At 65.8% G+C, this 19,813-nt stretch carries 12 protein-coding genes and 3 pseudogenes; 4 read left to right on the forward strand and 11 right to left on the reverse strand.

The window, feature by feature from the left end; translation table 11 throughout:
• Positions 1-83 precede the first annotated feature (83 nt).
• The 3 genes from J8403_RS34285 to J8403_RS34295 all read left to right on the forward strand — a co-directional run bounded on the left by J8403_RS34285 (position 84) and on the right by J8403_RS34295 (position 11,098).
• Positions 84-3,773, forward strand: a complete 3,690-nt coding sequence (locus J8403_RS34285; RefSeq protein WP_211126535.1) for a laminin G domain-containing protein — start codon at positions 84-86, stop codon at positions 3,771-3,773.
• Between the two features lie 526 nt (positions 3,774-4,299).
• Positions 4,300-10,758, forward strand: a complete 6,459-nt coding sequence (locus tag J8403_RS34290) for a polymorphic toxin-type HINT domain-containing protein (protein ID WP_246586412.1) — start codon at positions 4,300-4,302, stop codon at positions 10,756-10,758.
• Positions 10,759-10,774: 16 nt separating this feature from the next.
• Complete coding sequence (locus tag J8403_RS34295) at positions 10,775-11,098, forward strand: hypothetical protein (RefSeq protein ID WP_211126537.1); 324 nt, start codon at positions 10,775-10,777, stop codon at positions 11,096-11,098.
• A gap of 149 nt (positions 11,099-11,247) precedes the next feature.
• On the opposite strand, the pseudogene J8403_RS34300 reads toward J8403_RS34295, so the two are convergent.
• The 8 genes and pseudogenes from J8403_RS34300 to J8403_RS43955 form a co-directional block, all read right to left on the reverse strand.
• Positions 11,248-12,334, reverse strand: a pseudogene (locus J8403_RS34300) (integrase core domain-containing protein).
• Between the two features lie 244 nt (positions 12,335-12,578).
• Positions 12,579-13,127 carry an integrase core domain-containing protein gene (locus tag J8403_RS34305; protein ID WP_211126538.1) on the reverse strand — a complete coding sequence of 183 codons (549 nt, stop codon included), beginning with the start codon at positions 13,125-13,127 and terminating at the stop codon, positions 12,579-12,581.
• Positions 13,128-13,182: 55 nt separating this feature from the next.
• On the reverse strand, positions 13,183-13,539 hold the full coding sequence (locus J8403_RS43945; protein ID WP_246586119.1) for a transposase: 357 nt from the start codon (positions 13,537-13,539) through the stop codon (positions 13,183-13,185).
• Between the two features lie 3 nt (positions 13,540-13,542).
• Positions 13,543-13,947 (reverse strand): hypothetical protein, encoded by a 405-nt coding sequence (locus tag J8403_RS43950; RefSeq protein ID WP_246586120.1) that lies wholly within the window; start codon positions 13,945-13,947, stop codon positions 13,543-13,545.
• A 470-nt stretch (positions 13,948-14,417) separates the two neighbouring features.
• Entirely contained in the window at positions 14,418-14,678 is a 261-nt protein-coding gene (locus J8403_RS34315) for a hypothetical protein (protein WP_201858646.1), read from the reverse strand.
• Positions 14,675-15,022 (reverse strand): hypothetical protein, encoded by a 348-nt coding sequence (locus J8403_RS34320; protein ID WP_201858645.1) that lies wholly within the window; start codon positions 15,020-15,022, stop codon positions 14,675-14,677. The genes J8403_RS34315 and J8403_RS34320 overlap by 4 nt, the downstream gene beginning before the upstream one ends.
• Before the next feature lie 568 nt (positions 15,023-15,590).
• A complete protein-coding gene (locus J8403_RS34325; protein ID WP_211126539.1) occupies positions 15,591-16,688 on the reverse strand; it encodes an integrase core domain-containing protein in 1,098 nt (365 codons plus the stop codon).
• Between the two features lie 30 nt (positions 16,689-16,718).
• The gene (locus tag J8403_RS43955; RefSeq protein WP_246586121.1) at positions 16,719-17,147 is read right to left on the reverse strand and encodes a hypothetical protein; all 429 of its coding nucleotides are present in this window, start codon (positions 17,145-17,147) and stop codon (positions 16,719-16,721) included.
• Positions 17,148-17,309: 162 nt separating this feature from the next.
• Between J8403_RS43955 and J8403_RS34335 the strand changes: the two are divergent.
• Positions 17,310-17,462: pseudogene (locus tag J8403_RS34335) on the forward strand (response regulator transcription factor); the annotation flags it as partial.
• Between the two features lie 78 nt (positions 17,463-17,540).
• Here J8403_RS34335 and J8403_RS34340 read toward each other — a convergent pair.
• The 3 genes and pseudogenes from J8403_RS34340 to J8403_RS34350 form a co-directional block, all read right to left on the reverse strand.
• On the reverse strand, positions 17,541-17,960 hold the full coding sequence (locus J8403_RS34340) for a PIN domain nuclease (RefSeq protein ID WP_014059307.1): 420 nt from the start codon (positions 17,958-17,960) through the stop codon (positions 17,541-17,543).
• Entirely contained in the window at positions 17,957-18,169 is a 213-nt protein-coding gene (locus tag J8403_RS34345) for a type II toxin-antitoxin system VapB family antitoxin (protein ID WP_014059306.1), read from the reverse strand. Before J8403_RS34345 ends, J8403_RS34340 begins: the two co-directional genes overlap by 4 nt.
• 904 nt (positions 18,170-19,073) lie before the next feature.
• Positions 19,074-19,777: pseudogene (locus J8403_RS34350) on the reverse strand (integrase core domain-containing protein); the annotation flags it as partial.
• Positions 19,778-19,813: the final 36 nt, after the last annotated feature.

The following is a 19,813-nucleotide window of genomic DNA, read 5'->3' on the forward strand; positions in this document are numbered from 1 at the left end:
CTTCGCCGCACATATGAAGATTCTGTGACTCCGGGGTGGGGACTGTGGGGTTGAGGTGGAGCTGTCGCGTGCGCGACGGTGGGATGAGTGCGGCCCGTCGCACCGTCGCGGGGGCGTCTGCCGCGGCGATCGTCGCCGTATCGCTGGTCTTGTTACCGGTTGCACCTGCGGGTGCGTTACCCGTGGCACAAGCGCTGAGTGCATCGGAGCGAGCAGTTGCAACGGGCGAGCCGGTGGAGGTGACTGCCCAGCGAGCCGAGTACTCGCAGACGTTCGCAAACCCGGACGGGACGTTCACGCTGGAGCAGTCCTCGGTCCCGCAGCGCGTGAGAGCGGACGACGGATCATGGCGCGATGTGGACACCACGCTGGAGCGCCGCTCCGACGGCAGTGTCGGGCCCAAGAGCGTGGTGGTCGACCTGGCGTTCTCCGGGGGTGGTGACGCCAAGGACCTCCTGCGTCTGGGAACGGCTGGTAAGACGATTCGGCTTTCATGGCCTGGGCGGCAGCTTCCTGCGCCGAGGCTGGACGGGTCCACTGCCACGTATCCCGATGTGCTGGACGGAGTGGACCTTCAGCTGACAGCGACAGCAGAGGGGTATCGACAGGTTCTCGTCGTGCGGACGGCTCAGGCGGCCACCAATCCCGACCTTGAGCAGATCAAGTTGTCGGTTTCCGGGGTCGGGCTCGAAGCCGCTCCCGGCGCGGGGGGCGGGCTGCGCGCGATGGACGATGACGGCAACGCGGTGTTCAAGGGCCCGGCCGGTCAGATGTGGGACTCGGCGGGAGGTGCCGAGGGCCTCGCCGCGGACGGTCCGAAAGTCCCGAAAGCCCGGGTGACGACGGCACCGGACGAGAGAGGTCCGCAAACACGGCCCGGCGATGGTGATGCCAGCGCAGTACTGCCCGTCACAGTGCGGGACGGTGCGGTGATCGTGAAGCCGGACCTCGGGTTGCTGCGCGGGGGCAAGACTGTCTACCCGGTCTACATCGATCCGCCAGTCGGCCTCGGCGCCTCTGAGCGCACCAAGCTCTCGTCCGACGGGGACAGATTCTGGCAGTTCGACGGCAGCCTCGGGGTCGGCAAGTGCGGCAGTGCCAACGGCTACTCCTGCGGGGCCGGCTACGTGGACCGGATGTACTTCGAGTTCGCGCCCTCGAAGCTCGTCGGGAAGTACGTGCTGGATGCGACCTTCCGCGCCCACGAGACATGGTCATTCGATTGCGATCCGCACTGGGTGGACTTGGAGCGCACCGACAACATCTCCGAGGGCACACGCTGGCCGGGTCCCAAGCAACTCGATCAGATGGGCGACCGCTACGTTTCCGCCGGGCGTGGCAAGAATTGCAGTCCGGAACAGCCCGACGCCTGGATCGAGTTCAACGACAACCCCGACGAGTCGGACGAGAACCTCGCGAGCACGGTCAGGTCCTTCGCCGACGGCAAGATCTCTCGGCTCACGCTGATGCTGCGTGCGAAGGACGAATCAGACGCCACCGCATGGAAGCGATTCGAGGACAACGCGACCCTGAAGGTCACCTACGTTCCCAGACCCGGTGTGCCCACCTCGGTGGGGGTGATTCCGGGGGACGGGACCTCCGGTTACTGCAAGACGTCCTCCTCGGATCCGCTGGTCGTCACCCGCAAGGATCCGATGGTCCAGGCACGCGTCCAGACGAGAACGCAACCGAAGAGCGGCGAGGACAAGGGCTCGCTCCAGGCCGAGTTCTGGATGGAGCGCAAACAGGACGACGGGGCATGGGACAAGGTGTGGAGCGGCTACCGACCGGACAGCGGCTGGGACCCGGACGGCACCTTGGAGAAGATGCGCACAACGGACCGGGCCGACGGTGGTTTGTACCGCTACAAGGCGCGGACGCAGTCGCACTGGGCTTACAGCGGCAAGTCGGGTGATCTGTTCTCGTCCTACTCCTCCTGGTGCTACCTGAAGATCGACTCCACCGCTCCGAAGGCACCGCAGATCACGGCGGGCAAGCCCTACACCGAGTGCCTGCCGAACCAGTGCGTGGGGATGGGCGGTCCCGGTGTGGCCGGCACGTTCTCCGTCAAGCCGAACGCCGTCGATACGGACATCACCGGCTATCGCTGGCGGTTGCTGACCACGACGGCCGCGAACACCAAACAGAGCGCCGGAGCACGGGTCACCTTGAATGTCACTCCGCCACTGTCCGGGACCCAGGTGCTGTCCGTGGAGGCCAAGGACGTACGCAATCGCTGGGGTACCCCCGCGGAGTTCACCTTCGCGGTGGCGCCGGCCGCGGGCCCTGTGGGCCGATGGCACTTCGCGGACGGGGCACCGGGTTCCGGTGTGACCAAGGCCGTCGACAGCGCCACGGAGGGGACCCGTCATGACGCCACCCTCCACGACGAGGCGGGAACGGGCTGGTCGACCTTCGGGCGGCGGGGCGACGCCGACTATTCGCTGTGGCTGAACGACTCCTCGGCCACCAGCGGATATGCCGCCACATCCACGGCGGCAGTGAACACCCAGGACTCATTCACCGTCTCGACCTGGGCGTACCTCACCGACTCCACCGAGAACAGGGTGGTGCTGACCGAGCCGGGAGAGGACGGCTCCGGCTTCACCCTGTACTACTCCTCCACGTACAAGAAGTGGATCTTCAACCGTACGGACAAGGACCGCAACGACCCCACATACATCCGCTCCTTCGCCAACGCGCAGAACCCTCCGCTCAAGGTCTGGACACATCTGGCCGGAGTCTTCGACACCAAGGGCGATACCGACAAGTCGAATGACACCATCCAGCTGTTCGTCAACGGGCGGCCACAAGGCGACCCTGTGGTGCTGTCGAAAGCGGCGGCCGGTTACGAGCCGTGGACCGCGAACCGTGGCCTCCAGTTCGGCCGGTCCAAGGTGGGTGGTACGTACGGTGAGTACTTCCACGGTCGCATCGACGAAACGGCCCTCTGGCAGCGCGTGCTGACCACAGAGGAGATCCGCACAGAGGCCCGGCTGATGGGAAGCGAGGCGCCGCCCAACGAGCTGGTGGCCATGTGGGACGCCTCCGCGGCAAAGGGAACGGAGATCACCGAAGGCACTCCGTACCCCGCAGCCGCGATGAAGCTGTCCTCCACTGGGGCGACACTGAACGAAGACGACAACGCGCTCCTCCTGGACGGAACCTCCGGCTACGCCTCCACGACGGGGCCGGTGCTCGACGAGAACGGTTCGTTCACGGCCTCGGCCCGCGTACGCCTCGACAGTGCCAAGCTCTCCGGCAAGCCCATCGGCTACGAAGCCCAGGTGACCGGGCAGCGGACGGGCACCGAATCCTCCTGGGCGCTGTGGGTGACCAAGCCGGCGGAAGACACCTATCGATGGCGCTTCACCCGCACAAGCGTCGATGGCACCGGCAAGGCGACCCAGAGCGCTTCCGTACCCGGAGAGGAAAACGCCGAGCTGGACACCTGGGTGCAGGTGACGGGGGTCTTCGACGCCCAGGAGGCCCGGGAATGGACCGACCCGGACGACCCGGAGAAGACCGAGACCCGGTACGGGAAAGTGCACCTGTACGTCGGGGATTCCGACCAGGAGCCTCTGGACCGGGCCGGTTTCACGGCCGAACAGCAAGGCACCGGTGAGCTGGCCCTGGGCCGGGGGACTGGGGGCGGCAGCACGGCCCACTATCTGCCCGGGGCCGTGGAGGAGCTGAGGATCTGGGCGGGAGCCATGAGCGCCGAACAGGTTCGCTCGCAGGTCCTGGATGCCGGACCACTGGAGAACTCGTGATAGCCGGCCGCCGTGGCGGACGGCCGACGAGGCGGGACAACGAGCGCGGTGCGGACCGCACGCGATGGGATGGGGAGTGAAACGGATCGTGTCGGCCCGTGTCTTAGTCAGAAGTAGAGCGCGGAGAGACCGCTGGCTGGGGCGCGTCGCCGCGGTGGCCGGCTTGTCGCTGGTGCCGGGACTGCTGTCACCGGTCACGTTCGAGTCAGAAGCCAAAGGGCTTGGCAGACCCAAGCTGGAGGCCCCGCGGGCGGACGAGGTCATACCCCTCTCTCCGAAGACGGACCGCAGGACTGCCGCCCTGGTGAAGGAGAGCGAGGCGGCAGACCGTTCGGCCGCTGAGGCGGCGCGCCGCGACCAGGCCAGGAAGGTGACCTGGCCGAAGGCCGGTACCGCGCGCTTGGCGTTATCCGGCAGTGGCTCGGCCACGGCCCGGCCGGGTGGCCTGCCGGTCACCCTCGGTACGGTGGGCAGGAAGGCCCAGGGCAGGAAGGCCCACGCCACTCCCAGTCTGAGCGTCCAGGTGATGGACGAAGGCCGAGCCCGGAAGGCCGGGGTCAAGGGCGTGCTTCTGAAGGCCGTCGCCTCGGCCAAGGGGGGTAGCACGAAGCTCGGCATCAGCTACGCGGGCTTCGCCGCGGCATACGGCGGTGACTGGGCCGGACGTCTGACCCTCGTGCAGCTACCGGCGTGCGCGCTGACGACACCACAGAAGGCCGTCTGCCGTACGCAGAGCCCCCTTCGGGCGGTCAACAAGCGGCACAAGGAACAGCTCTCCACACCGCTCACCTTCGCCGCGAGGCCGGGCGGCGAGGTGAAGGTCCTGGCGGTGGCCGCCGCCGCCAAATCCGGCGGTGGCGACTACAAGGCGACGCCGCTTTCCGCCTCGTCCACGTGGGAGTCGGGTGGCTCCTCGGGCTCCTTCACATGGACGTATCCGCTGGGCATGCCTCCGGCAGCGGCCGGGCCCGCACCGGATCTGTCGATCTCGTACGACTCCGGCAGCGTCGACGGACGAACGGCGAACACCAACAACCAGGGCTCCTGGATCGGTGAGGGATTCGATCTCACCTCGTCGTACATCGAGCGCAAGTACGGCAGTTGCAACGACGACGGACAGGACGACAAGTTCGATCTGTGCTGGAAGTACGACAACGCCTCGCTCGTGCTCAACGGCAAGGCGACGGAACTGGTGAAGGACGACACCAGCGGCACGTGGCGGCTGAAGAACGACGACGCCTCCACCGTCCAGCACTCCACCGGTGCCGACAACGGAGACGACAACGGCGAGTACTGGACCGTCACCACGGGCGACGGCAGCAAGTACGTCTTCGGACTCAACAAGCTGGACGGCGCGGCCGCGGACGACCGCACGGCGTCGGTCTGGACGGTGCCGGTCTTCGGCGACGACGAGGGAGAGCCTGGCTACTCCTCGGGCTCGTCCTTCGGTGAGCGTGACAAGAAGCAGGCGTGGCGCTGGAACCTCGACTACGTCGAGGACACCCACAACAACGCCATGACGTACTGGTACAACGCCGAGCACAACAACTACGCCAAGAACGGCAAGGACGACCCCGGCACCGACTACATACGCGGCGGCTATCTCAGGGAGATCCGCTACGGGCAGCGCGCCGATGCTCTGTTCTCCGCGACCCCCTCTGCCTCGAACAAGGTCACGTTCACCGTCGCGGAACGCTGCATGGCCTCCGGTACAGGCTGTGACTCGCTGAACGAGGATCACCGTGACAACTGGCCGGACGTGCCCTTCGACGCGGTGTGCAAGGACGGTGACAAGTGCACCGGAAACGTCGGCCCTTCCTTCTTCACGCGCAAGCGCCTGACGGACATCACCACGTACTTCTGGAACGTGGCCGCTGCCACACCCGGTTATGAACCCGTCGACTCCTGGGCGCTCAAGCAGACCTATCTCGACCCGGGCGACACGGGCGACTCGTCCGATCAGTCCTTGTGGCTGGACGAGATCAAGCGCACCGGCAAGCGCGGCAGTGACATCTCTCTGGACCCGGTGAAGTTCACTCACACCTGGCTCACGAACCGTGTGGACGGTGCGACGGACGACATTCTGTCGCTGGACAAGCCACGGGTGAAGACCATCACCTCCGAGGCCGGTGCCCAGACCGTCGTCGACTACGCGGAAGCCGACTGCGTCGCGGGCCGGACGATGCCGAAGGCGGATGAGAACACCAAGCGCTGCTTCCCGGTCTACTGGTCACCCAACGGTGCGGCCGATCCGCAACTCGACTGGTTTCAGAAGTATCCGGTGACCGGTGTGCGGACCACCGACCCCAAGGGCGGCTCCGAAGCCGTTGCCCACTCCTACACGTACGAGGGAGGCGCGGCCTGGCACTACAACGACGACCCGATGACGCCGGCGAAGCAACGCACCTGGTCCGAGTGGCGAGGTTACGGCAAGGTCATCCACCGAACCGGCGCAGGCGACAGTACGCAGTCCAGGGCCGTCACCGTCTACATGCGCGGCATGGACGGCGACCGCGTATTGAATTCCGACGGCAAGAGCGTCGATCCGGACAAGCGGAAAACGGTCACGGTCAAGGGAGTCACGGCCGCCGAGATCACCGACTCCGACCCGTACGCCGGTTTCACACGGGAGTCGGTGACCTACAACGGCGACGCCGAGGTGTCCGGCAGCATCAGCGACCCGTGGTCCAGGCGCACCGCCACCCAGCACAAGTCCTACGCGGACACCGAGGCATACTACGTTCGGACCAGGGCCACCCACGATCGCACCAGGATCACCAGCGGCATCAGCCCGGTGGACAGGGTCCGCACCCAGACCACCACCTACGACGACTTCGGGATGCCCGCCACCGTCGAGGACAGCGGTGACGACGCGGTCAGTGGTGACGAGACCTGCACCCGCAACTGGTACGCACGCAACGACAAGGCGGGCATCAGCTCACTGATCGCGCGCGCCCAGACCGTGTCGCGGAAGTGCTCGGTCACGGCCGCTGACCTCGATCTTCCCGCTGACTCCTCGCGTCGCGGTGACGTCGTCTCTGATGTGGCCACCGCGTACGACAGCACCACCTGGTCGGAGGACCAGACCCCCACCCGAGGAGAAATCCGCTGGACCGGCCGTGCCAAGGGCTACGCCGACAGCAACGACCCCAGCTGGCAGAAGGTCGAGACCACGACCTACGACACGCTGGGGCGGCCGAAGACTGTCAAGGACGCTCTCGACCGCACCACCGCCACCACCGCCTACGCGCCCGAGACGGCCGGTCCGCTGACCTCCACCGTGGCCGCCGATGCCAGGGGCTTCTCGACCATCACCACGGTCGATCCGGCGCGGGGTTCGCCGCTCAAGGTCACCGACCCCAACAAGAAGATCACCGAGACCGAGTACGACAGCCTCGGCCGGGTGACCAAGGTGTGGCTGCCCAACCGGTCCAGTGCCGTCAAGGAGAAGCCCAACTACGTATACGGCTACAAGGTCACCAACGCATCCCTCCCGTGGATCTCCACGGGCACACTCAAGGGCGACGGCTCCGGGTACAACACCACCTACGAGATCTTCGACAGCCTGCTGCGCCCCCGTCAGACGCAGGAGCCCTCGCCGGTCGGCGGGCGGGTCATCGCGCAGACGCTGTACGACGACCGTGGTCTGGCCGTCTCTTCGCAAGCCGACATCTGGGACGAGAAGAACGGGCCGTCGGGCGAGGCGGTGGAAACCGACGGCGGTCAGGCACCCACCCAGACCGACACGAAGTACGACGGCGCCGGCCGCCCGGTCCAGGCGGTCACCAAGGTCCGCGGCGCCGACCGCTGGACCACGACGACCACCTACACCGGTGACACCGCCGCGACCACCGCCCCGGCGGGCGGGTCAGCCGTCGCCGAGGTCACCAACGCCCTGGGGCGGGTCACCGAGCGGCGTGAGTACCCGGGCACCAGCCCGACCGGCACGAAGTACACGACCACGAAGTTCACCTACACACCGGACGGCGACCAGAAGACCATCGCCGGCCCGGACAACGCCACATGGACCTACACCTACGACCTCTTCGGCCGGCTGAGCACGGCTGACGACCCCGACAAGGGCAAGACGTCCACGCACTACGACGAGCTCGACCACATCAGCTCCACGGACGACGCGAACAAGAACACCCTGCTGTACGAGTACGACGAACTCGGCCGCAGAACCGGCATGTGGCAGTCCTCCAAGACGGCCGCCAACAAGCTGGCGTCCTGGACCTTCGACACCGCCGCAATGGGGCAGCAGGACTCGGCGACCCGCTATGAAGGCGGCGTCGACGGCAAGGCGTACACCCGTAAAGTCACGAAATACAACAGCCTGTACCAGCCGACCAGCTCCCAGCTCCTCCTGCCGGGGAACGACCCGCTCGTACAGGCCGGCGTACCCTCCACACTGGCCTTCTCCACCGACTACAGGCTCGACGGCACGGTCAAGAAGACCGGAGAGCCGGCCGTGGGTGGGCTGTCGGGCGAGTCGGTCTCCTATACCTACAACGCGACCGGTCAGCAGCTCACCGCCACGGGCGCTTCCAGTTATCTGCTGGAAGCCGTCTATTCCCCTGTCGGGGACCTGCGCCAGTTGGAGCTGGGAACATCCCCCGCCTCGGACAGCAAGAAGCTGTACACGAGCTATGAGTACGAGGACGGGACCCGACGCCTGACCCGCGGCTTCACACGTGATGAGACCTACGGATACCTGCTGCAGGACCTGAAGTACACGCAGGATGACGCCGGGAACGTGACGTCGATCTTCGACAGCACGAACCTCGGCGGTACCGGCAAGGCCGACTACCAATGCTTCGGCTACGACGGCTACCGGCGCCTGGCCGAGGCGTGGACACCGAAGGCGGCGGACTGCGCGGATTCCGGCCGGACCACCGCGAACCTCGGCGGCGCCGCCCCGTACTGGACGTCCTACACCTACAACGTGGCGGGCCAGCGAGAATCCGAGACCCGGCACGCGGTAGCGGGCGATACGACGACAACCTACGCGTACGGCACGGCCAAGGGGCAGCCGCACCCATTGGCCGGGACCCGCACGACCAAGCCGGGAAGCACACCACCCGCAACGGCCGCGTACACATACGACGCCGCAGGCAACACGACCACACGGCCGGGCACCCAGGCCGAACAGACCCTGGCCTGGAACACGGAAGGCAGACTCGCGGCCTCCTCAGAACCTGCGAAGGGCGGGAAGGCGGCCACGGGGACCGGCTACCTCTACGACGCCGACGGCGAGCTCCTCATCCGCCGTGCCACGACGGCTGACGGGGACACGGTCCTCTACCTGGGCGCCACCGAGGTCCGTCTCACTGCCCAGGGCTCGGCGAAGACCTTGACCGGCACCCGCTATTACACCGGCGCCGGGCAGACCATCGCGGAGCGCACCGGCGCAAAGGGCCAGTCCACCACGGAGCTGACCTTCCTCGCCGCCGACCACCACGGCACCGGCACCCTGGCCGTCGACGTCGGTACCCGTGCGGTCACCAAGCGCTACACCACCCCCTTCGGCGCTCCGCGCGGTACCAAGCCCACCACATGGCCGGACGACAAGGCGTTCCTCGGCAAGCCGGCCGACGGCGTCACCGGCCTCACCCACATCGGCGCCCGCGAATACGACCCCGTCACCGGCCAATTCCTCAGCCTCGACCCGCTCCTCACCCCCGATCAGGGGCAGTCCCTCAACGGCTACAGCTATGCCAACCAGAATCCGGTCACTGACTCGGATCCCACGGGCCTCTGTGTAGACCCCGGCAACGGGCACTGCATGCCGACCAACGGCGGAGACGCAGGTAAAGACGCCCCACCGGAGAACCACTACCCCAGCGGTGGTGGTCGGCACCATGGCGGCGGCGGCGGTGGCGGAGGCGGCGGTGGTGGGGGTGGGGGCACGGCGTCCACTTCAGCTTCCTACCCGACGCCCATGCCCAGTCCGGGACCTCCACCTGTGCCCGGCCCCTATCACGATGAGAAAGCCGGCACGGGACTGTTCAGTGCCTTAAAACTGGCGGTGGACTTCTTCGGCCCGGACACATCGGAATGGAAGAGGTGCGGAGACTTCAAACTCTCCGGATGTCTTTGGGCTGCGGCTGATCTGCCGGGCCCGGGGAAGGCCCTCAAGGGCGTCAAGATCTGGAAGAAGGCACGGAAGGCCGAGAAGAAGGCTGACGATGCGGTCGACACAGCCGAGAAGGTGGTCGAGAAGTGTCACAGCTTCACCGAAGAAACCCAGGTCGAACTCGCAGACGGCGGCCACAGTGACATCGAGGACATCAAGGTCGGCGATAAGGTTCTCGCCACCGATCCCGAAACCGGGAAGAGCGAGGCCCGCCCGGTCGTTGCGACGATCGTCACCAACGATGACAAGGACTTCACCGACCTCACAGTGAAGACCGGTGACCGACCCGCGTCGATCATCGCCACCGACACCCACCCGTTCTGGGTAACGAGCGAGGCCCGCTGGGTGGACGCCGGCGACGTCATCACCGGAATGCGGCTCCGCACGGACAAGGGCGAGGCCGTGACGGTTGTCTCCGTGCGTCACTTCACGAAGCTGCAACGCACCTACGACCTCACAGTCAGTAGAACCCACACGTACTATGTGCTGGCGGGGCCTACGCCGGTCCTCGTTCACAACAGCAACTGCGGCATTCGCCAACACGACAAAGCCCGCGGCGCTGCCGGTGTCGATGAAATGACAGAGACGTTTGAGGAGTTCTACAACAAGTCTGATATCTACAGCGAGAGCTACGGGAATGGACTTGATTTGTGGACCCCTTACGGCAGGCGTCAAGTGGATATCGCGGTCAGGAATCCAGACGGAAACCTTCACCTTTATGAGGTGAAGGTGAATAAATCGAATTACACCAGGGGTCAGCGAAGGAAGGACGAATGGCTAGCGAAGACGTACGGGTTTGAAACCTCGGTCGTCCGGCGCGGTACAGAGTGTCCAATCTGCAACCCCTAACCTGAGAGGATGGCCTGTGAGTAGCGACTTCGCCTTCTGGAAGCGCTCTGCCGGGGACCCTGAGGAAGTCTTCGACAACCTTGCTGAGGGCGACACCGGCGACCTTATCGTGAGCCCTGACGTATTGCGGTTCCGGGAGGAGTTGCTGACTAGGTGGCCAGATGTGGGCGACGTTCTGGAGCCGTCTCGATTCGACCTGGAAGAGGAACCGGATGACGCCGGAAAGTACGTCCTCCTGACCCTCTCGGTTCGCCAACTGGATTATCTCCCTGAGATTCTTGACATGGCGAAGAGGAACGGCCTCGTCGGATTCAGTGGAGTGGCGGGCGAGCCGATTTAGGCTTCCGATTCACTGCGCATCCAAGCGCAAAGATGCGGCCCCTGTCGGTGTCGCCGACAGGGGCCGTTCTGCGGCTTGACGGCAGTAGATGACGGCAACGGCGGCGGACACCAGGTGTCCTGCGCCGTTCAGAAATCTGTCGCTGCAGGTCAGGCCGCGTGTCTGTACTCGTTGATCAGGCCGCCGAGGACGCGAGTCTGGAGCAGTCGTCGCGGAGTGCTCGAGTCGGTCAATGGTGCGGTCCGGCTGTCGGTAAGAGGCGGACGTTGCTCTCGAGCCTGATGGGGGCGATGGCCGTTGTAGTGCCGGGCGTAGACATCGAGGACGTGGCGAGCGTGGGTCTCGTTCCAGATCAGCACGTGATCGAGGAGTTCACGCCGCAGTGTCCCGATGACTCTCTCGCAGTGCGCGTTCATCCACGGGGCCCGCGGGGCGGTCCTGACGGTTTCGATGCCCTCAGCTTCGAAGACCGCGTCGAAGGATTCTGTGTACTTGCTGTCCCGGTCGCGGATCAAGAAGCGCAGACTCGAGGCGCACGTCCACCTCAAGAGCAAGGTTGCGGGCCTGCTGGGCCGTCCACTGCGCAGTCGGATGAGCGGTGACGCCGGCGATGTGGAGGCGGCGCGTGCCATGCTCAAGGAAGACCAGCGCGTAGACCCGGCGAAGGCTTGCCAGGTCGATGTGCAGGAAGTCGCAGGCGATGATGGCCTCGGCCTGGGAGGTCAGGAACTCGCGCCATGTCGGCCCGCCGCGGCGGGGAGCCGGATCGACACCAGCTGCCGTCAAGATCTTCCAGACGGTAGAGGCGCCGATCCTGTGGCCCAGCCGGGCGAGTTCCCCCTGGATCCTGCGGCATCCCCAGCGCGGGTTCTCCCGCGCCAGCCGCAGCACCAACTCCTTCACAACTTCCACTGTCGCCGGCCGGCCCGGCCTGGTCCGGCACTCGCTGTAGTCCCACCTGCGTGCAACGAGACGCCGATGCCAACGGAGCAACGTCCCTGGCGTAACAGGGAACACTTGCGCCCAGCGACACCGGGGTATCAGCGAGGACAATGCCGCGAACCACAACCGGTCCGCCCACTGATACCGCACCGGACTCGCAAGTTGCCTGCGCAGCACCGCGTTCTCGTGCTGGAGCACGAGCAATTCAGCATCTCTGGACGTCCGCCGACGCAGCAACACCGCAGGAACCGAGAGCAGCTTCCGTGTGACCTGATACACCAGTGACACGATCACCTGGACATGGTCCCAGCAGCCCGCTGATCCCGCCAGACCGCCTACGACCTGCAACGACGCATTCCTGAACGGCACAGGGTCGTCACGGCACCCGTCGGTCGTACTGAGGGCGTTGCCCAGGGCGTCGATGGCTTGGCGTTGGAGGCGGAGTCGGACGTGGGCGTAGACGCCGGCGGTGACGCCGATGTGGGCGTGGCCGAGCCTGTGGGGATCCGAAGCAGGGCCGCCGCACTCACCTGCGAACTTATCCGGCCCTTTCATACTCATTGATAAGTCCTCCGAGGACGGGTCGACGCTTGATCCGTTCTTGCGAGAGGTCGGCGATGGGATGGTCGGGTCGGGGCGGTTTGAGTTGGCGTCCGCGGTGGGGTCTTCGCCCGTTGTAGTGGCGGGCGTATTCGTCCAGCACGATGCGAAGGTGGCGCTGGCCGAGGATGAGCATGCGATCAGTAACCTCGGAGCGGACGGTGCGTACGAATCGTTCCGCGTACGCGTTCGCGCGGGGGCTGCGCGGAGGGATCTTCACGACCGTGATGCCGGCGCTGGCGAGGACGGCGTCGAACGCATCGGTGAACTGCCCGGCCCGATCCCGCACCAGGACCGTGAACTCGGAGGCTCGGTCGCCCAGTTTCATCAGGAGGTTGCGTGCCTGCTGGGTGGTCCAGGGGCCGTCGGGATGCGAGGTGGTGCCCAGGATGTGTACGTAGCGGGTGCCGACCTCGATCGCGAAGAACACGTAAAGGCGTCGCAGGGTGAGGGCGCAGTCGATGTGGAAGAAGTCGACGGCGAGCATGGTCGATGCCTGGGTATGCAGGAACTGTCGTGTGGGTGCCGGAATCTGTGTCACCCTATGCGACCTGCGAGTATTCGTGGATAAGGCCGCCGAGTCGATCGCGTGGATTGCTGCGAGTGTGGTCCCTGGCGATGGGCGGCTCGGGGTCGGTGAGTCGGTCTGGTGCCCGTTGTCCGAGGGATCGGTGCGGTCGGTGTCTGTTGTAGTGCTCCGCGTACTCGCCGACGACGAGGCGCAGGTGGCGCTCTCCGGTGATCAGGACGCGGTCGGTTGCCTCGCGTCGGCATGATCCGATCCAGCGTTCCGCGATGGCGTTCATCCGGGGCACTTGGGGCAGTGTCGGGCCGGTCGGGTGCCGGGTGACGCTGGCGATGTGCACGCGGCGGGTGCTGTGGTCGATGAAGAACAGCACGAATCAGCGCCGCAGGAAGACCGTGTCGATGTGGAAGAGGCCGGTGGCCACGATGGCGGAGGCCTGGGCTTTGAGGAAGGCGGGCCAGGACTGGTTGGTGCGCTGGGGTGCGGGGTCGATCCCGGCCTTCTGCAAGATCTCCCAGACGGTCGAGGCGCCGATTTTGCGTCCCAGGCCGAGCAGTTCGCCGTGGATCCGTCGATATCCCCACCCCGGGTTCTCCCGCGCAAGGCGCAGGACCAGATGCCGCAGTGCTTCCGGCTTCGGCGGTCGGCCCGGACGGCGGTGTGGATAGGTCCACTTCCGGGCCACAAGGCGTGCGTGCCGGCGCAGGACCGACCGTCGAGTGACCAGCAACACCAGCTGTGTACGCTGCTGCGTGTTCACCATCCGGAGCAGCGCTGCCATGACAGCCCGATCGCTCCAGGAAAGTTGAGGTCGTGGCTGGGTGCGTTGCGCGACACCGAGCTGGTGCCGGAGGATCAAGATCTCGACGTCTTTCGCCGCACCCGACCGGGCAGCAGCGCAAGCCATTGGAAGAGCTGACACGCGGGCTGATAGAGCAGACGTATCGCCACGACCCAGCATGATGCCGCAGCCCCCGTCAGCTCCTGCGCTCTGGAAGATCCGAAGCCGCAGGTCACCCCGGGTGACAGATTTTCCGGCACCCGCAGGGTTGCAGATTCAAATCCTGTCACCCCGACGGTGTAGAGGGTCTTCGCAGGTCAACGTGCGACGACCGTCGGGACTCGGTGCACCCGCTCCGATCCGGGCTGATGGCTTCTCGGCAAGCACAGTCGCATGAACTGCACACCCGAGGCATCGAGTCCCCCTGGATCCTCGGCGGCCTCAACAACGACGCTGGAACGAGAGCAACGTCATCCGTACCAGGTGATGTTGCAGATATAGATGCAGTGATGGCGTGGTACTGAGAGGAAGCTGATGAAGCCGCGTCCGCCGAGAATGTCGAATTCTCGGAGTCCGCCTTCTCGGTCGAGGGGCCGACCCACCTTTGCCGCGTCGACTCCAAGCGCGGCGAGTTCGGTCGCCAGTCGCTCGACCTCTGCTACGACACCTGGCGCAAGTCCGTCGGCGACGTACTCCTCACTCGGGTTGTACTCCCAGGTCCAGTCGGTCACAGCCCCGCCTCGGCCTCCGCGGCCTTACGGATCTGCTGAATTTCGTGGATGGCTGCCGTCGGGTCCTGTTCGGCCATATCGACGATCTGCTCGAGTTCACGGAGGCGGGCGGCGCGTTCCGGGTGCCGCTCGATGGCGACGAACACGGCCCATGAGTGGACGAAAGCCCGCAGGGGCGCGAGGCTCTGTGTCTGCTGTGCGTTTGTAGTCGCCTCGAACAGGTGCTGAGTGAGCGCAGGGACTCTGCTGGGAGCGATCCGGGCGACAGCCGTGCGCAGTGCGTCAGGGGCGAGGTCGGGCATGGGGATCAGGGGTCCATACGGGCCGTCTGGCTGCGCACTCACGATGACCTCCTGTGCAGGGTTACTCGTCGTACCCTATCGTGCGGGCGCGGTAGCTGTGGGAGACCCTTGTCCGCTCCGCAAGCCGTCGCATGGCGTGGCTGTTGCTATGGGGGAGTGGCTGATTGCAGCGTTCTCCGTAGGCGCGCAAGGACGCGGTACGGTTCTGAACCGAGCGCTACGGTGCGGTACGGATGGTTGCGGAGAGTCGCCACGCCGCTGGGGGTCAAGGGGTCGCAGGTTCAAATCCTGTCGTCCCGACCAGCATCATCGCAGGTCGGAGGCCGTTTCCGCGGGTAGCGGGGACGGCCTTAACCGTTTCCGGGCTGGGAGCAAGTGGGAGCCCTCTGGGAGCCCTCGTGCTCCCAACTCGCAGACGTGTCAACGGTGCCCGATTCGTCCGTCACCCGATCCGGTAGACGTGCGGTGCCGTACCGCGCTCCTATGCGCCGTTGTCAACCACAGGGCACCAAGGTCACCCCACCGCTATGGATGCTCTCGGCATCGAGAGGCATAAGGACCCCTTGTCGGCGCTCGACCCTGCGTTTGCCGAATATCTTGTCCGTGCAGGTCACGCGGCATGTCTGTATTCGTGGAGGATGCCGCCAAGGCGGTCGTGGCGTCGTATGTCGAGGTCGTTTAGCTTGTCGGGATCGTCGATTGGTGTGGGCAGTGGGTGTAGCGGTCGGGCGTTCGCGATGCCCTGGTGCGGTCGGTGGGAGTTGTAGAACTGCTCGAACTCTCGTAGGGCGTGGAGGAGGTGGCGCTGGTTCCAGATCAAGGTCCGTTGCAGGAGTTCGTGTCTGCAGGTCTGCACCCACCTTTCCATGATCGAGTTCATTCTCGGCATCTGGATGCCGGTGAGGACGACCTCGATCCCTGTGTCCTTGAGGACGGCGTCGAACAGTCCGGGGAACTTCCTGTCCCTGTCCCGGATCATGAATCGTGCCCGGCAGCCTACGTCCTCGAGATCCATGACCAGGTTCTTCGCCGCTTGGGTTACCCATGAGGTGGTCGGGTGTGCGGTGGCGCCCAGGACCCGGATGCGGCGACTGCTGTGTTCGATCACCGCGAGTACGTACATCCGCGCGCCGGACAAGGTGACCGCCTCAAAGAAGTCACAGGCCAGGAGGGCGTCGGCTTGGGAACGCAGGAAGTCGGCCCACGTGCTGGAGCTCCGGCCGGGCGCCGGATCGATGCCGGCATCCTTAAGGATCTTCCAGACGGTCGACGCAGCCACCTTCACTCCCGGCACGAGCAGCTCGCCATGAAGGCGCCTGTAGCCCCAGCTTGGATTCTCTCTCGCCAGACGCAGCACCAGAATCCGGATGGAGCGCACGGTACGTGGGCGACCGGGTCGCTTGGGCCGCGTTAAGGCGGCATGACGGCGCTTGGAGAGGTCGCGGTGCCAGCGCAGCACCGTGTCAGGACGCACGAGCAGCCGCACCTGCCGCAGAACGGGCAACGGTAGCCGGTGCAGCAGCGCCGCCAGGAACGCCCGGTCGCCCGGAGTGAACCGTACTCGGGCACCACCGAGTTGGCGTTCGAGCACCGTGATCTGATGGCGGAGGGCCAGGATCTCCGCATCCTTGTCCCGGTCGCTCATCGGCAGCAGACGCAGCAGCGCGAGCGCGTTGGTCACTCCCAGGTAGGCCAGTCGCAGCAGCACGGTCGATCATCATGCCGCGTCGACTACCGGCTACGCGACAGCGCCTACTCGAGCGACGAGGCCGACGACCGTCAGTCCAGGTGCAGGCTTCCGACCAGGGCGGATGCCATTCTCGGCAAGCGCAACGTTGAGCTCGCAGGCCAGCATCGTGGGGGAGAGTTCGGGGTCGGCGAGGTGGCGGTCCGCGAGGTCCTTCGTGGCCTGGGCGAGTGGGGGTGCCAGCCGGGGTTCCACATCGTCGAACCGGCCCCTGGCCACCGCTTTGGTCAGCTCGATCAGGGCGCTGTGGGCGGCGTGGACACCGGCCGGACCGAGGTCGGTGACGGTGGAGCGGACCATGTTCGCGTGGGCCACCAGCAGGCGCGCCTCGGCCGAGTCCGCCGGCCCGGTGATGACCCGGTCTCCGAGCAGCGGTGCGAGCGTCTCCGCCTCGCGTTCGTCATTCCGATGCGGCTCCATCCTATGGAGCTGAGTTCTGCCCGGATGCCGCTCGGGTTCACGCGCGTGCCGTTCACCGCGCTGGTCGGAAAGCCGGCCATGACGGGCTCGCGCATGAGGTACGGGGCCCGTCTGCTCCGGGAATCGTCCGTCGGCCCGGTCCGCGCTACCGGCCCCACCGATGGCAGGTCCAACGCCGGGATCGCCGCCCAACTCGTGCTGAGCCCGCTGACCGTACGACGCCACATCCAACGCGCCATGACCAAGCTGCACGCCCGCGACCCCGCACAACTCGTCGTCATCGCGTACCAGAGCGGCCTGGTGAAACCACGCCCCGCATCGGACGTGAGCGACGTCTCGGCAATGGGGTGCACGTTCCTCATGATGGCACCGCCAGCGTCCTGGGCAGTGACGTCAGTGGTCCGCTGTGCCTGCCTCCGTGACCCACTTCATGGGCTGGCCTGTTATGGCGGCGATCATGTCGTAGTCCTGGTCGTAGTGCAGCACGGTCACCGCATGTCGTTCGGCTGCTGCGGCGATCAGCAGGTCAGGCATGGACAGTGCGCGGTGGTTGCCTTTGGTGATGGCCTGTCGCTGGATGTCTTTGGCCCGGTCCCACACTTCGTCGGGCATCGGCAGGTAGTCGAAGCCGGACAGGAACCAGTGCAGGCGCTTCGCGTCGTTGTCGTTGCGTGCGGAGTACATCACCTCCATCTCGACCGGTCCACACACAGCCAGTACGCCATCCTCGTGGAGTGGGTCGAGGACCTCGGCCACCTTCGGCTTGCGCCATCGCTGGAGGGCGGAGTTGTCGATCAGGAAGCGCTCACTCACGCCACGTTCCTGCTGTCGGGCTCCGTCCGGCTGTCGTAGGTCAGGTCCAGGTCACCGGACTTGATCGCGTCGATGCCCTCCTGTCGCAGCCGACGCTTGACAGCTTCCTCCATGGCCATGCGCACAGCCTTGGCCTTCGTCTTCACGCCGTACAGGCGCATGGCGTGTTCCACCATCTCATCGTCGAGATCGATCATGGTGCGCGACATCGAAAACTCCTTTCGTCGGGGACGACGGCCTTCAAAATGATAGCAGTATGAGGCGTTGAAGTGGTGTCGTTTGAGGGTTAATGGTCGTGCGGGTGTCGCTGCGGCCTTGCGCGCGCGCAAAGCCGCATAACGGGCTCCGTTTGATGATCAAGCCTGCGGCCTGGGCGTATGAATGGCTGGTACTAACGGTGTTCGTTGAGTGCGCCGCACCCCGTAGATCGTCCATGGGTTCGGTTTCCTGGACTCCTGCTCCGGGAGCGCGTGGGACGACTCCCGTGAGGCGCTGAGGATGTTGGGCGGGTGTGATTCCAGGCTGGTGATGTCGGAAGAGGAGCGATCGGATTCGGGGCGGCTGTAAGTTCCCCGGGGGCGTTGTGTGGAGTGAAGGTGTGCGGTTCATGACGGCATCCGGGTCGGCGGATGGTCATGGTGTTGGAGTGAAGCGTTGCGGCGGCAGGAGGGACGCGTTCGGGGGTCGGGCGTTGGGAGCGGTGTTCTCTTGCTCTGTACGGCGGTGTACGGCTTCGAGGCGGTCTGCTACAGACCGATACCGATCGTTGCGGAGAGTTGCCGCGCGGCTGGGGGTCAAGGGGTCGCAGGTTCAAATCCTGTCGTCCCGACCAGCGTTTTCGCAGGTCGGAGGCCGTTTCCGCAGGTAGCGGGAGCGGCCTTAACCGTTTCCGGGCTGGGAGCGATGGGGAGTCCTCTGGGAGCCCTCGTGCTCCCAACTCGCGGACGTGTCAACGGTGTCCGATTCGTCCGTCACTCGATCCGGTAGACCTGCGGCGCCGTACCGAGCCCCTGCGTGCCGTCGTCAACCGTAGGCCTCTGAGGTCACCCCGTCGATCTGGATGCTCTCTGCATCGAGAGGCATAAGAACCCTTGTCGGCTCCCGACCCTCTTTCGCCTCCCCGTACTTGCCATCGCGGTCGCGTAACAAGAAGTGCAGGGACCCTATGCGTATGCCCAGGTCGGCGGTGAGATTCCGCGCCTGCTGCGCCGCCCAGTCCCATGTCGGGCGTGCGGTGATCCCGGTGATGTGCAGCCGCCGGATGCCGTGCTCGAGGAACACCAGCGCGTACAAACGCTTGCCGGGGGCGGTGTCGATGGGAAAGAAGTCTGCCGCGATGATGCCCTCGGCTTGCACGGTCAGGAACTCGCGCCAGGTGGGACCTGAGCGACGTGGCGCCGGATCGACGCCCGCGGCATGGAGGATCTCCGTAAGTTGTTTGGTCGCCCGGGAGGGCCGGATGTGGCTGATGAGGATCTTGCCTTGAGCGTGGCTCTCTGGGAGTGGCCGTCCGGTGCGTCGGCGCGCGGTGTAGTCCCACTTCGCGGCGATGAACCTGCGGTGCCGGGCCAGCAAAGTGCCGGGGGCGACAGGGACACCTCGCGCCAGTGGCGTCGGGGTATCAGCCCGGACAGGGCGGCAAACCAGAACCGGTCGGCGAGCTCGTAGCGGACTGGTCCGGCCAGCTGGCGACGCAGGACCGCGTTCTCGTGCCGCAGCGCCAGAAGTTCCGTGTCCTTCGCCGTCCCGCGACGGAGGAGAACTGATGGAACGGTCAGCAGCTTCCGGGTCACGTTGTACAGCAAGGACACGATCACGGAGGACATGATCCCAGCGGACTGGCCGTACCACTC

Origin of the sequence: Streptomyces yatensis, from assembly GCF_018069625.1 — a bacterium.
Taxonomy (GTDB): domain Bacteria; phylum Actinomycetota; class Actinomycetes; order Streptomycetales; family Streptomycetaceae; genus Streptomyces; species Streptomyces yatensis.

Coding starts and splice junctions, on each gene's coding strand:
- J8403_RS43950 (WP_246586120.1), bottom strand. CDS start 13,947: ATGGCAGCGCTGCTCCGGATGGTGAACACGCAGCAGCGTACACAGCTG.
- J8403_RS34285 (WP_211126535.1), top strand. CDS start 84: ATGAGTGCGGCCCGTCGCACCGTCGCGGGGGCGTCTGCCGCGGCGATC.
- J8403_RS43955 (WP_246586121.1), bottom strand. CDS start 17,147: ATGGAGCCGCATCGGAATGACGAACGCGAGGCGGAGACGCTCGCACCG.
- J8403_RS34290 (WP_246586412.1), top strand. CDS start 4,300: ATGGACGAAGGCCGAGCCCGGAAGGCCGGGGTCAAGGGCGTGCTTCTG.
- J8403_RS34305 (WP_211126538.1), bottom strand. CDS start 13,127: ATGCTCGCCGTCGACTTCTTCCACATCGACTGCGCCCTCACCCTGCGA.
- J8403_RS34345 (WP_014059306.1), bottom strand. CDS start 18,169: ATGTCGCGCACCATGATCGATCTCGACGATGAGATGGTGGAACACGCC.